The sequence below is a fragment of the Neobacillus fumarioli NBRC 102428 genome (genome assembly GCF_001591485.1).
Taxonomy (GTDB): Bacteria; Bacillota; Bacilli; order Bacillales; family Cytobacillaceae; genus Neobacillus; species Neobacillus fumarioli.
In genome coordinates this window covers 1-13,297 of the sequence record NZ_BCUZ01000071.1, presented here as the reverse complement: position 1 = coordinate 13,297, position 13,297 = coordinate 1, and the positions used below count along the sequence as shown (strand labels likewise).

Sequence of the window (13,297 nt, the reverse complement as noted above, 5' to 3'; positions counted from 1 at the left end):
GATACTAACTAGTTAGTACGAAGGAGTACAGAGGAGTGTACTTTTATTTTTTACTAGAAAAAGACAGCGTTTTACAACTGATCAGTCAATACCGCTTTCTTCATAGCTCCATCTAGTCATGTGGTAAGCAAGTCGTATTCCGTACACTTCTTGTTATAAAGGAGAGATTATATGAAACTTAAAGACCTGCTGGACCAAAATATTATTGAGTTTGGTGAATATCCACTATTGTTGTTCAAAAACAAGGCCTACACGAATGTTGAAACAAGACAATATGCAGACCAGTTGGCAGCAGGACTATGTGATTTAGGCATTGAAAAAGGAGACCGTGTCATCGTCTGTATGCCGAATTGCCCTGAAGTCCTCATTTCCTACCAGGGAATTACTAGAGCAGGAGCCATTATTGTACCCGTCATGTTTACGCTTCATCCGAAAGAATTGTATTATATTGCCTTAAATTCCGGAGCAAAAGCCATCATTACCTCCACTTTCGTACTTCCCAACGTTGAAAAAGCACTTGAAGAATTACCAGTGAAACCGCAATTACTTGTGACAGACAAACCAACAGATGAAAAATGGAAAAATTTTTATGATGTGATGGTGAAAAGAGATAGACCCATTTCAATTGAAGGAACATCGGAAGACACAGCAGTTATTTTATATACATCCGGCACTACCGGAAATCCAAAAGGAGTGCAATTAACCCATAAAAATTTAGTCTCAAACGCAGAAAATTCAGCAAAACACAATGAAAGGGAGCGAGGTACAACACTCGGGGTACTGCCGCTAGCCCATGTTTACGGATTAACGGTATCCAATATCTGCTTTCTAACAGGCAGCTCGATCGTCGTTTTCAGCAAATTTAATGTAGAGGAAGTTTTCCAAGCAATTGAGAAATATCATGTTAAAGGATTTTCGGCCGTTCCGGCCATGATACATGCCATGCTTGCTTATCCCGGGGCAGACAATTATGATACCTCCAGTTTGGAAACTGTTTCATCCGGCTCGGCGCCGCTGCCTGTTGCTCTCTTGCATGCGTTTGTACATAAATTCGGAGCAAAAGTTTTAGAAGGCTATGGACTGTCCGAAGCAGCGCCGATCGTCACGGCCCATCGAAAAAATATGGAGATTAAACCAGGCTCTGTCGGCATTCCGATCCCCGGGGTGGAAATTAAAATTGTCGATGAAAACGGGCAAGAGGTTCCAACAGGTGAGGTGGGGGAATTAATCGTTCGCGGTGACAATGTGACGCCCGGCTACTATCAAAATTCTGAAGAATCGATGCGGGTGCTGCAGAATTCATGGTTGCATACCGGCGATATGGCCCGTGTCGATGAGGATGGCTATCTCTATATTGTCGATCGGAAGAAAGATTTAATCATTCGAGGAGGCTTTAATCTATATCCGCGTGATGTTGAAGAAATTTTAAATGCTCACGAATCAGTGATGGAAGTGGCGGTCGTTGGTATACCCGATGAGCGGATGGGAGAAGAAATGGTTGCCTGTGTGGTGAAAAAGACGGGAACTGATGTGACGGAAGAAGAACTAATCCGCTATTGCCGGGAACACCTTGCGAAAAATAAAACACCTCGGCATATTGTTTTCCTTGAGTCACTGCCGCGAAACGGCGTCGGAAAAATTTTGAAAACAAGCCTTAGAAAAACAGCTGCAGATTTAGTTATCCAGTTACCCTCAAATTTAACATAAAGTTCAAACTCGAAAGGAGTAGGTTTATGCAAACAAGGACCATGTCAACAACGAGCAGTCGGGGGCTGCTGGAGGATTCGTTCCCGTATCGGCTCTATCAAAAAGCTAAACGGGTGGGAACGTGGAATCCCGCTGATATCGACTTCAGCGAGGATCAAAAGGATTGGCAAAAGCTGAATACCGATCAGCAGCAAGATATTCTAAGGGTCATTTCCCAGTTCCAAGCTGGGGAAGAGGCAGTAACACTAGACCTCTTGCCGCTGATGATGGCGGTTGCCAAAGAAGGCAGGCTGGAGGAAGAAATGTTTTTAACTACTTTTTTATTCGAAGAAGCGAAGCATACCGAATTTTTCCGGCGGGTATTAAATGCGTTTGGTGAAAAGGGGGATCTATCACATTTCCATACTCCTGCGTATCGAAAGGTTTTCTACGAAATCCTGCCAGGGGCCATGTCGAGGCTTGAAACCGACCAATCTCCCGAAGCAATCGCCGGAGCATCCGTCGTTTATAACATGTTTGTTGAAGGGGTATTAGCGGAAACAGGTTATTTTTTCTTATATCAGATGCTTAAAAAATCTGGAATCATGCCAGGGCTGTTAGAAGGGGTCGGGCATTTAAAACGGGATGAGTCAAGGCATATTGGCTATGGCACGTTTTTACTGCAACGGTTAATATGCGAGCATCCACCTATTTATGAAGTCGTAATGGCTAAAATGGGAGAACTAGGGCCACTTGCCATCCAATTAATTCATGAGAGCAATCTCGATGGGGAAGTTTCTTCATTCGGCGGAAATCCGGAGGAGTCCTTGAATTTTGCACAGAAACAGCTAGCCATTCGGATGGAAGTGTTGGCAAGAGCCAAGGGGAAGAAGATTGAAGAAATATACAGTATTTCTGAGAGTGAGATAGGAGTCCTATAATTAATGTACGGAAGTTTGTTTGATCCAAACGAAAAAGAGGTGGAGAACCATGAAATCATCTTTCTCACAATTTATGTTACGTACCGGAATTTATAGCGGATTGAATGCCCGGTCCATGATCCCGAATTTGTTCGCAGGTCTTGGGGCGAAGCGGATGCTGCTTTTGAGCGATAGAGGCGTAGAAAAGGCAGGCGTTGTGGAAAAGGTAGCTTCCATTTTTGAATCGGCCTCCCAAGGCCCTGAATTGGCTGGAACCTATCTTGATATTACTCAGGATGCTGAAAGCAGTTGTATCAATGATGCAGTTCGATATGCCCGGGAAATAGGGGCCGATAGCTTGCTTGCTGTCGGTGGCGGCAGTGTGCTAGACACTGTAAAAGGGGTTAAGTATGCACTCCATAAAGGCTTAACCGATATTAAGGAAGCGATACAGGGAGGAACATTATTTGAACAGTTCCCGAAAGCGGGTGTCATTCCGATTCCGCATATCGCTATTCCGACAACAGCGGGAACGGGTTCGGAAGTTTCACCAATCGCCATTATTTTGAATGAAGAAATTCAAATGAAGACCAATATCATTCATCCATTTATTAACGCCGATATCGCCATTCTCGACCCCGGATTAACGGTCGGATTGCCACCTCGGATTACAGCGTTTACCGGATTTGACGCTTTAACACATGCAATTGAAGCCCTTGCTTCCCCATCAGCAACAAGTTTAACCGATGCACATGCTTTGCATGCTATTCGTCTGATCAGGAAAAATCTTCCTGTGGCAGTCGCTGATGGCGAGAATTTGGAGGCAAGAATGGAAATGTTGCAGGCAAGCTTAATGGGGATCACGGCGTTTAGTTTTGCCCTAAATGCTATTCCGATTCATAATATGGCCCATGCCTATGGGGCAATGTTCCGGATCCCGCATGGTTTGGCAAACGCAGTATTCCTGCCAGTTGTAATGGAACGAATTCCGCAGTTGTATTTGCCAAGAGCAGCTGAATTGGCCGAGGCGCTTGATATAGATGCCAAGAATGACACGGCAAATACCCTTCTAGCCAAAGTAATTGAAAAAATTCGCCTTCTACAGTACCAAGTCGGTCTCCCTGCTGATTTCAAAGAATTCAATATAAGTGAAGAAGCACTTAAGCAAACGATTCCAGCGGTAATGAAAGACCCTGCTTCCGTGAACTATCCAATACCACCAGAGCTGATCACAGCCATTGGACAGAAAGTTGTTCCTTTAGCAGTTAAATAGATGAAAGCAAAGAACCCCAAGCGACTTAATTATGTCTGACTGGGGTTCTTTCTTTATTTGAAAACTATATATCTAAGATCTCATTCTGCAATTTCAATATCTTCTTCTACAAAATTAGCTAATTTTCTATACCTCTAGTTAATTTCTACTATACTTATCCAAAAAAACACCGATATATTATACAAATAAAGTATAGGGTAGATCTAATCTTTACATCGGGAGGAATTATGATTTCAGTATAAGATCTCCAAACTAAAAATTCGCAGCGGAGTGGACAAAGTGGAAGTAATGCAAGATCATGGCCTATTGATGTTAAATCAGATGATTTACGAATATTGCGGTTTGAATTATACTGACCGGCTTTCAATCTTAAAGGAGAAACTAGCGAAAAGACTTACGGAACTTGGAATTTCCCATTGGGAATATTGCCGGTATTTAAAAGCAACCCCAAATGAATGGGATGTTCTGGCAGAGTTGTTGACCATTAATGAAACATATTTCTATCGGGAAGAAAATCAACTGCTTGAATGTTGTTCAATTGTTCTCCCACAGTTAAGGGAAAAGCATAAAACACGGCCGCTAAAGATTTGGAGTGCTGCCTGTTCATCCGGAGAGGAGCCGTATACATTAGCGATGCTAATTCAAGAAACAGATAAGTTTCCATCAGGTTCGGTTGAAATCATTGGCACCGACATAAATAAAAAGGTTCTTCAAAAGGCAGAAAAGGCTTGGTATCACAGTGGATCATTTGCGTTTCGGAGAATCCCTGAGAACCTATTAAAGAAATATTTTTCAGAAGAAAATGGCGGCTATCAAATTAACTCCGAAATAAGAAAAATGGTTCAATTTCAAGAGTTAAATCTTTTGAATACGGAACAAACAGCGCAATTAGGAAAAGTTGATGTTATATTTTGCCGAAATGTTTTAATTTATTTTGATCAAGTAACAACAAAGCGGGTTATCCAATGTTTACATCAAAATTTATTGCCGGGCGGATATTTGTTTTTAGGACATGCTGAGTCCATTACAGATCTGGCCTTAGGCTTTCAAAAAATTGACTCAGGTAAAACTTTTTATTATCGAAAGGAACCTGTTTAGGATGAAAAAGTACGGTATTTTAATAGTTGATGATTCTGCCTTTATGAGACGGGCGATCGGTCAATTTCTAGAAGAGGATCCGAATTTCTCTGTTGTTGGGATTGCCAGAAATGGTTTGGATGCGATTGAAAAAGTGCAGCGTCTTAAACCTGATCTTGTGACCATGGATGTAGAAATGCCTGAAATGAATGGAATCGAAGCATTGGAACAAATGATGAAAATTTCCCCTGTTCCAGTGGTCATGTTAAGCTCTCGAACAGCGGAAGGGGCAGAAGAAACGATAAAAGCCCTAGAATTGGGTGCGGTTGATTTCTTTTTAAAAGACCGTTTAATTGGTACAGGAGTATCGAATGATGATATTCAAGATTTTTTAATGCGATTAAAAGGAATCATGGAGGCGAAGCCAAAAAGCAGCCTGCCAAAAGATAAAACTCAGTTGAAACCGCATCGAAATAGAATGAATCGAGAGATAGAGCTGTTATTTATTGGATCTTCAACAGGCGGGCCATCTGCATTACAAACGATTCTTCCTTGTTTTCCGAAGGAGTTTCCTGTCCCTATTGTTGTCGCACAGCATATGCCGCCGGGATTTACAAAGCCATTGGCAGAACGATTTAATTCAATTTGTAAGCTTGGGGTAAGGGAAGCAGAAGATGGGCTGCCAGTAAAGGCTGGAACTATTTATATTGCTCCATCGGGTTATCAAACTCGATTTGAAACTAAATTGGATGGTACTGTAATTTTTAAAGTGGATCATGATGCAGAGAATCAAGCATTGTATAAGCCATCGGTTGATATTACCCTTACATCTGCAGCACCTATATTTCAGGATCGACTGCTTTCGGTCATTTTAACGGGCATGGGATCAGACGGGATGCTCGGATGCGGCTTAGTGAAAAAATATAATGGAACAGTATTTGTGGAAGCAGAAGAATCCTGCACCGTTTACGGTATGCCTAAAGCTGTTCAGGAAGCGGGTTATGCTGATGGTCAATTTATTTTATCGCAAATGTATAATCAAATTATATCGTTTATCAAATGATGATTTGGCAAATCTACGAGACCGGTACAGGTAAAATCCCGCAAAAAGGCAACATAGAATGAATGGATACCGCGGATATAGTATATAATTTTTTAATTACCGAAGAAGCTATGTCCACCATATTCGAGGTGGACATTTGTTACAGATAGGAGGGAAGCTTATGCCATCCAAAAAGACTGAAAAGGTGAAACCCGGTTTTTTGTCAAAATTTATTTTTTTATGGCTGCTTCCATTCATTTACGCCATTGCATTAGGAATGGTCATTTTATATTTTGCTGGTGTGCATTTTGATACCCAAATAAAATGGGTACAAGACCATACAAAAATTTTATTTGGTAATAAAGAGCAGCCAGCTAAGAAAGTAGCATCTCGCCCATCTGGTTCTGCCAAAAAAGCAAAGGAAAGTGCAGCGGCTGAAAACCGCCAAGCATCTAAAACTGAAGAAGATCGCAATACTCAAACCAATCAAAACAATACAACACAATCAAATAGTTCACTGACCCAGGGGAATGACAGAGAAAATAATTCTCCATCTAATCCATCAAACACTGCAGACACTGGCGGGGCTTCTGCATCAAATAATGGAACGGGTTCAACTGAAAACTCAGCAACCGCGAGTACTGCAACAACTTCTGCTTCACAACTGTACCAGCATATGAAGCCAGATCAAATTGCCGCCATTTTAAACGGTATACAAAATAATGAAGAAGTGTTAAAGCAAATTAAACACTTGGACCCTGATACAGCATCGCAAGTATTAACACAACTTAATCCAGCGGTTGCAGGGTGGATTGTTACTCATTTAAACCCTTAGAACCTAAGATTTATATGAAATATAAATTCAAAAAGTATCAAATTAAAATCGCAATCAAAATTCTCATGACGGAATCGTTATAGATGAGTTATAATGAGATGTAAGTAAGACTTATTCTTATGGGAGGAGGCAGCTGCTTGGATATAACTCAAACACATATCAAAATAAATCAAACAGAAAAAAGCGGCGGGGGAAAACTAAAATCAACTTTTCAATCGGATTCCCCGGCTAACTCCTTTGCGCAAATTTTTACAATGATTAATCTGTTCGAGCAAAATTTCCTAACAAATGGCGGACCAAAACCAGAAAGTAATCCTTTAGAAGTAAATTTTGGAAAACCACAAGATAAAAACAGTTTGATTACACTGATACAAATTTCAAGAAATCAAACGAACGATAATTCAAAGGGAATTAATTCGCTAAAACCATCTTCCGCGGAAAATGCGATACAAAAGAAAAACGTGATCGGCTCAACAAGTGTAAATCAAGCGGGAGATTTTAAACAATCCATTATGTTGAATGCACTGGAAAATCTAAATCTCAGTTCGGAAGATTGGAAAAAGGCAGATGAGATTCTTGCCAATTTGCTTGTTCAAGTAAAACAATCAACATCATCTTTACCAGATCAAAAGGCCGAAGAACCCAAAATGACTGATGGAATGAGCTCAATGCAACCTCTTTTTTTCGGGAAGACCGAAGATCCAGCCGGATTCTTGCAAACGGCAGTTGGGGATATGCAGCTGACAAATTCAAATCAGCCCATGACCAAATTAGACCATTTGATCAAAACTTTATCGAAACAGGATGAACAAAATTTTCCTGAAATCCTTGCTGATCTCCGGGCTACAATTCAAACCATCTTGAATGGATCGGATGATGAAACGATCACTCTTCCTTCAAAGGAATGGCAGTGGAGCGCTAGTAATGTTTTGAATGGGCCAGAAGCGCAATGGTATAAGGAGCAAAACCAAAATCCTGCCATCATTAATAACCCGAAACAAATGATGAATCAATTAAATATTGGAACTATTGCGGATTCACCGATGGACAGCCAGGTGAAAATTCATCGCCTCCAACCTGTAAAAGAGAAAGATCCAGTGAAGCTCACTGATGCCACGCAACTGCTAACTAGCCCTATTCAAGGGGGAAACAACGGAAATGAGTCAAGATCTGTTCAAAGCCGTCCATTCCTCCCTATTTCAGATTTTGCTTCTGAAATAAGCAAAATGGCGGGGCATTTCGTGAAAATCACAAATGGACAATCAGGGAATATAGCCGCGAAATTGTCCTTATATCCTGAACATTTGGGACCGATTGAGGTGAAAATAACAACTCAGCAAGGACAAGTTTCTGCCCAAATTATAACGGATACATCCATTGCCAAAGATACGCTGCAAGCTCAAGTCCAACACTTAAAGGAAGCGATGGAGCAGCAAGGGATTGTAGTTCAAAAAATAGATATCATTCAGCAGCCTTCTGTTACGGGTGAATCGAATCAAACGAATTCTTTCTTGTCCCAAGGCGGTGCTTACACACCAAATGAACAGCGGAATTTTTCACCTGGATCAAAAAAGTTGAAACAAACGAATCAAAAAGACTTTGAAGAAGAGATTTTACCTCTAACATATGGACCAGTTATTCCAAAGACTGCATCAAACATTGATTTTATAGTATAGAAGGGGAATAGAAGTATGAGTAATTGGGTTGATGTAACGAGCGCTTCAAACAACAGTATGGTACATAATAGCACCAAGTCTTCTGCCCCAAAAACGTCTTTGGGGAAAGATGATTTTCTCAAAATTCTCACGGTGCAATTGTCCCATCAGGATCCCTCAAGCCCGCTTGAAGATAAAGATTTTATTGCTCAGATGGCTACTTTCAGTACGTTGGAACAAATGACTAACTTAAATAATGCCTTTGAGAAATTTTCCAATTTGCAAATGGGCCAATACGCATCGACGATTGGAAAAGAAATAACTTGGACAGAAGGGGATTCCAGCACCCCATTAACAGGCATCGTTACCGGCGTATCATTGGATAACGGAAATTTTTATTATATGGTTGGGGACAAAAAAATCCCGATGGAACAAGTGACTGAGATCAATGAGCCGTCAGGTAATTCGAAATAATGTAAAATAAGGAGGAAAAAACATGTTAAAATCATTATATTCTGGAGTTTCGGGAATGAAAGGTTTTCAAACAAAGCTTGATGTCATTGGCAACAACATTGCAAATGTGAATACAGTAGGATTCAAAAAAAGCCGGGTGATGTTTCAGGATATTATCAATGAAAATATTGCCGGGGCTACTGCACCAACAAACCAAAGCGGCGGGATCAATCCAAAACAAGTCGGCTTGGGAACAAAAGTCGCTTCCATTGATACCATTCATACACCTGGCAGTCCGATGACAACCAATGTCGGAACAGATTTGGCAGTAGATGGGGATGCTTATTTTGTGGTGTCACCTGATGGAACAAATACATATTTAACGAAGGCTGGTAATTTTTCGTTAGATGCACAAGGCAATCTTGTGAATTCAAATGGTTATTTTGTAAAAGGTATTTCATCAAGCAGTGCTAAACCAATAAATATTAACATTTCCAGTGTGATGGATAATGGAGTACAAAAGAAAATCACATCATTTTCTATAGATTCTAACGGTTATATCAACGTCGTTGATGAAGATGGTAAAAGTGGAAAATTGGCTTTTGATGGTCAAAAATATAGTATTGATACGGTGGGAACTTCAGATCAAGATGTTTCTTTAGCGACTGCTGTTGTAACCAATCCTAGTGGTCTTCAAAAAGTAGGAAATACAATGTTTGTCGCAACAGGAAACTCAGGTCCTGCAATACCTGACCGTATTCAAAACAACAGCGGCGGCCAAATTAACTCAGGTGTTCTCGAAATGTCCAATGTCGATTTAACCGAAGAGTTTACGGAGATGATCGTTGCACAGCGTGGCTTCCAGGCAAATGCCAGAACCATTACGACTTCGGATTCCATCTTAGAAGAAGTGGTGAATTTAAAACGTCAATAATATAGCTTTTAGTCGATCATCTTGAGAATTAAAGGCAGGTTCACGAATGAATACAAAGAAAAAGGCGGCAATGATCATAGCTGCTGTAATCATCCTCCTAATAGGAGGGGCATCGTATTTCCTTTATCAATCAAAAACCAAAGGAAAAACAACAGGATTATCTGCAGATACGATTGCAGCAAATATGGTGAACACGAATCCGATTATTACGGATTTACACTCTGGCGGGTTTATTCAAATAAGTTTTAATATCCAAGCAAGTTCACAAAAAGCAAAAGACGAATTAACGAAACGTGATTTTCAAGTTCGCAATATCGCGATTCGATTATTGTCGGGCATGACGGAAGATCAAGTGAAAAGCCCGGCGGGTATGGCTCAATTAGAAACAGATATGAAGAACGAAATCAATCAACTCATGCAAAACGGAAGAGTTGTACAAATCTATACAACCAATAAAATGATTCAATAACTCAGGGAAGAGTTAGGGGGATGCCCTTTGGCGGATGTATTATCGCAGCAAGAAATCGATGCGCTTTTATCGGCCTTAAGCACTGGCGAACTTCAAGCATCCGATGTACAAGAAAGAGATGAAAAAGTAAAAGTATATGATTTCCGGCGCGCAATGCGGTACTCCAAAGAACAATTGCGCAGTATTGCAAGGATACATGAAAATTTTTCAAGATTACTTGCTTCCTATCTATCAACACAGCTTCGACAGGTGGTACAAATTGAGATTGACCTAGTTGATCAAGTTTCCTATCACGAGTTTATTTCATCGGTCCCATCAAAAACGATTTTGAATATTTTTGATGTCAAACCAGTCGATGGAAAAATAGCAATGGAAATCAATCCTCAAGTTGCGTATGCTGTGATTGAACGTTTATTAGGAGGACAAGGGGATCCATCCGAGAGGGATGGCTCCTTAACGGAAATTGAAACAGTGCTGATCCAAAAAGTGTTTGCCCGCGGCTTCGAAATGTATGATGAGGCATGGAAAAGTCTCGAAAATATGAGAGTAAAATGGTATGGAATTGAAACGAACCCACAATTTATCCAGCTTGCTTCACCGAATGATACCGTCATTATTATTGTCTTCCATACAAAAATTGGTGAGGCAGCAGGCAGAATGACGCTTTGCCTGCCGCATTTAGTTGTAGAGCCGGTACTGCCCAAATTATCTTCTCATCAAATGCTTTCATCGATGGGCAAAAAGAGTACACCACAGCAGGATAAAATCAAGCAAAATCTTGATTCAGTCCGTGTTCCGGTGGTGGCGGAACTTGGCAGAGCTCATCTCCCAGTCTCAGAACTTCTCAACTTACAAGTAGGGGATGTCATGTGCATTGAAACAGGGAAAATTCAAGTAAAAGTCGGACAGTTGACAAGATTTCTTGGGAATCCCGGAACAAAAAAAGGCCGCTATGCAGTGCAAATTGATCAGGTAATCTATACGGAAGGGGATGACCTACTAAATGAATGACGGCTTTTTATCTCAAGATGAGATTAATGAACTTTTTAAACAATCAAGTGAGAAACAAGAACTATCCATCCATGATTTTTTAAGTACGATGGAACAAGATGCCTTAGGAGAGATCGGAAATATTTCCCTTGGAAGTTCCACAACTGCACTCTCAACCCTTCTGAATCAGCGAGTCGAAATCACGACACCGGTTCTTTCGGTAATTGAAAGAGAAAAGTTGGAAGAAACTATTCAAGAAAATCATGTTGCAGTCCATGTGGATTATACACATGGAATCCGGGGCAAAAATCTTTTAATGATTAAGGAAAAAGATGCGAAAATCATTGCAAATCTCATGATGGGTGGGGATGGTACTAATCTTGACCCTGAGCTTTCTGAACTACATCTCAGTGCAGTTCAAGAAGCCATGAATCAAATGATGGGTTCTGCCGCAACTTCCATGTCCACCATTTTTAATCAAAAAGTGGATATATCACCACCGGCTATTGATGTGCTGGGGTTTCCGCCCAAAAAATTAGAAGATCTGCATGATGATATTATCATAGATGTCTCATTTCGATTAAAAGTGGGCAGTCTGATTGATTCCAATATGAAACAATTCATCCCATTATCTTTTGCGAAGGAAATGGTGAATAAGATTCTTCATCCTGAAGAAATAACAGCAACCCCTGTACAAGAGGAACCGGTGGCAATTTCTCATCAGCCTTCAAATACACAAAGTGACAGTATACTGCACGAAGATCGGCAAACAGCTGCACCAAAAGCAAAGCCAGCTCCGGTTAACGCGAATGTACAAAAGGTTGAATTTGCTAATTTAACGGAGCTCAAAAGCAGTAGCTCAGAAGTAAGTAACATTGAATTATTATATGATATTCCGCTTACAATTACGGTAGAATTGGGGCGCACGGAAATGCCAATCAAGAAAATTCTGGCTCTTGGTCCTGGTGCCGTGATCGAACTTGATAAATTGGCGGGAGAACCAGTAGATATTCTAGCGAATAACAAGCTGATCGCCAAAGGGGAAGTTGTCGTAATTGAAGAAAACTTCGGCGTACGGATTACTGATATTATAAATCCTGCTGATCGGCTTAAGAAAATGACGATGTAAATAGAAAGAATGGAGGATAATAGGATGGCAAGAGTATTAATTGTTGACGATGCTGCATTTATGCGGATGATGCTGAAAGATATTTTAACGAAAAATGGAATTGAAGTTGCAGGGGAAGCTGTAAATGGTCTGGATGCAGTTGAAAAATACCGTGAATTACAGCCGGATGTTGTCACAATGGATATTACGATGCCTGAAATGGATGGTATAACAGCAGTGAAACAAATTAGAACAATCGATCCACAGGCAAAGATTATTATGTGTTCCGCTATGGGACAGCAGCCAATGGTTTTAGAGGCCATTCAGGCCGGTGCAAAAGATTTTATCGTCAAACCATTCCAGCCCGACCGCGTCATGGAATCCATTAGAAAGGTAGTAGGGTAATAATTTATACTTATTGATGCGAAAAGGGGAGAAGCAATTGGCGGCACGACTTGGCAATTGCCGTAAATGTGGAAAGTTGTACTTGCGATTAAGGGATATTTGTGATGAGTGTTATCAGAAACAAGAAGAAGATTATTTGAAATCGGCAGATTACTTGCGGGACTATCCCGGCAGCACCATTCAAGAATTAAGCGATGCAACAAGCGTATCGATTGCGCAAATTCGAGAATTTATCTTAGCTGGACGAATAATCGCAGGGCATTTTCCTAATCTGTCTTATCCTTGTAATTCATGCGGAACGATGATTCGTTCCGGACGAAAATGTTCAAAATGCTTGGACACCCTTAACCAGCTGGCAAAACAGATCGAGATCACGGAGAAAGATAAAGATTCAGGAAGTAATCGAAAGAATGATGTATACATTACTCGTAAACTATAAATAGAAAGGGG

14 protein-coding genes are annotated in these 13,297 nt (G+C 40.7%); all 14 read left to right on the top strand.

Going from position 1 to position 13,297, the window contains the following annotated elements; genetic code table 11:
• The first annotated feature begins 171 nt into the window (after positions 1–171).
• The 14 genes from BFU02S_RS10930 (at position 172) to BFU02S_RS10865 (ending at position 13,286) form a co-directional block, all read left to right on the top strand.
• On the top strand, positions 172–1,707 hold the full coding sequence (locus BFU02S_RS10930) for a class I adenylate-forming enzyme family protein (RefSeq protein WP_066370390.1): 1,536 nt from the start codon (positions 172–174) through the stop codon (positions 1,705–1,707).
• Positions 1,708–1,733: 26 nt separating this feature from the next.
• Complete coding sequence (locus BFU02S_RS10925) at positions 1,734–2,627, top strand: R2-like ligand-binding oxidase (RefSeq protein ID WP_066370387.1); 894 nt, start codon at positions 1,734–1,736, stop codon at positions 2,625–2,627.
• Positions 2,628–2,676: 49 nt separating this feature from the next.
• A complete protein-coding gene (locus BFU02S_RS10920; RefSeq protein WP_066370384.1) occupies positions 2,677–3,879 on the top strand; it encodes an iron-containing alcohol dehydrogenase in 1,203 nt (400 codons plus the stop codon).
• 288 nt (positions 3,880–4,167) lie between these two features.
• Complete coding sequence (locus BFU02S_RS10915; RefSeq protein WP_066370393.1) at positions 4,168–4,977, top strand: CheR family methyltransferase; 810 nt, start codon at positions 4,168–4,170, stop codon at positions 4,975–4,977.
• A 1-nt stretch (position 4,978) separates the two neighbouring features.
• Positions 4,979–6,019 (top strand): protein-glutamate methylesterase/protein-glutamine glutaminase, encoded by a 1,041-nt coding sequence (locus tag BFU02S_RS10910; RefSeq protein ID WP_066370381.1) that lies wholly within the window; start codon positions 4,979–4,981, stop codon positions 6,017–6,019.
• A gap of 160 nt (positions 6,020–6,179) precedes the next feature.
• Complete coding sequence (locus BFU02S_RS10905) at positions 6,180–6,833, top strand: MotE family protein (protein ID WP_066370378.1); 654 nt, start codon at positions 6,180–6,182, stop codon at positions 6,831–6,833.
• Positions 6,834–6,970: 137 nt separating this feature from the next.
• On the top strand, positions 6,971–8,509 hold the full coding sequence (locus BFU02S_RS10900; RefSeq protein WP_066370375.1) for a flagellar hook-length control protein FliK: 1,539 nt from the start codon (positions 6,971–6,973) through the stop codon (positions 8,507–8,509).
• Between the two features lie 15 nt (positions 8,510–8,524).
• Positions 8,525–8,962: a flagellar hook assembly protein FlgD gene (gene flgD / locus BFU02S_RS10895; protein WP_066370373.1), complete on the top strand. Its 438-nt coding sequence runs from the start codon at positions 8,525–8,527 to the stop codon at positions 8,960–8,962.
• A gap of 22 nt (positions 8,963–8,984) precedes the next feature.
• Positions 8,985–9,875 (top strand): flagellar hook-basal body complex protein, encoded by an 891-nt coding sequence (locus BFU02S_RS10890; RefSeq protein WP_066370368.1) that lies wholly within the window; start codon positions 8,985–8,987, stop codon positions 9,873–9,875.
• A gap of 46 nt (positions 9,876–9,921) precedes the next feature.
• The gene (locus BFU02S_RS10885; RefSeq protein ID WP_066370366.1) at positions 9,922–10,344 is read left to right on the top strand and encodes a flagellar basal body-associated FliL family protein; all 423 of its coding nucleotides are present in this window, start codon (positions 9,922–9,924) and stop codon (positions 10,342–10,344) included.
• 27 nt (positions 10,345–10,371) lie between these two features.
• A complete protein-coding gene (fliM, locus tag BFU02S_RS10880) occupies positions 10,372–11,355 on the top strand; it encodes a flagellar motor switch protein FliM (protein WP_066370365.1) in 984 nt (327 codons plus the stop codon).
• The gene (gene fliY / locus BFU02S_RS10875; RefSeq protein WP_066370363.1) at positions 11,348–12,463 is read left to right on the top strand and encodes a flagellar motor switch phosphatase FliY; all 1,116 of its coding nucleotides are present in this window, start codon (positions 11,348–11,350) and stop codon (positions 12,461–12,463) included. The genes fliM and fliY overlap by 8 nt, the downstream gene beginning before the upstream one ends.
• Positions 12,464–12,487: 24 nt before the next feature.
• Positions 12,488–12,847 carry a response regulator gene (locus BFU02S_RS10870; RefSeq protein ID WP_066370360.1) on the top strand — a complete coding sequence of 120 codons (360 nt, stop codon included), beginning with the start codon at positions 12,488–12,490 and terminating at the stop codon, positions 12,845–12,847.
• A gap of 37 nt (positions 12,848–12,884) precedes the next feature.
• A complete protein-coding gene (locus tag BFU02S_RS10865; RefSeq protein ID WP_066370356.1) occupies positions 12,885–13,286 on the top strand; it encodes a hypothetical protein in 402 nt (133 codons plus the stop codon).
• Positions 13,287–13,297 lie beyond the last annotated feature (11 nt).

Excerpts from the sequence above, each read along its gene's own strand:
- BFU02S_RS10930 (WP_066370390.1), top strand. The coding sequence starts at position 172 with ATGAAACTTAAAGACCTGCTGGACCAAAATATTATTGAGTTTGGTGAA.
- BFU02S_RS10925 (WP_066370387.1), top strand. The coding sequence starts at position 1,734 with ATGCAAACAAGGACCATGTCAACAACGAGCAGTCGGGGGCTGCTGGAG.
- BFU02S_RS10920 (WP_066370384.1), top strand. The coding sequence starts at position 2,677 with ATGAAATCATCTTTCTCACAATTTATGTTACGTACCGGAATTTATAGC.
- BFU02S_RS10915 (WP_066370393.1), top strand. The coding sequence starts at position 4,168 with ATGCAAGATCATGGCCTATTGATGTTAAATCAGATGATTTACGAATAT.
- BFU02S_RS10910 (WP_066370381.1), top strand. The coding sequence starts at position 4,979 with ATGAAAAAGTACGGTATTTTAATAGTTGATGATTCTGCCTTTATGAGA.
- BFU02S_RS10905 (WP_066370378.1), top strand. The coding sequence starts at position 6,180 with ATGCCATCCAAAAAGACTGAAAAGGTGAAACCCGGTTTTTTGTCAAAA.
- flgD (WP_066370373.1), top strand. The coding sequence starts at position 8,525 with ATGAGTAATTGGGTTGATGTAACGAGCGCTTCAAACAACAGTATGGTA.
- BFU02S_RS10890 (WP_066370368.1), top strand. The coding sequence starts at position 8,985 with ATGTTAAAATCATTATATTCTGGAGTTTCGGGAATGAAAGGTTTTCAA.
- BFU02S_RS10885 (WP_066370366.1), top strand. The coding sequence starts at position 9,922 with ATGAATACAAAGAAAAAGGCGGCAATGATCATAGCTGCTGTAATCATC.
- fliY (WP_066370363.1), top strand. The coding sequence starts at position 11,348 with ATGAATGACGGCTTTTTATCTCAAGATGAGATTAATGAACTTTTTAAA.
- BFU02S_RS10870 (WP_066370360.1), top strand. The coding sequence starts at position 12,488 with ATGGCAAGAGTATTAATTGTTGACGATGCTGCATTTATGCGGATGATG.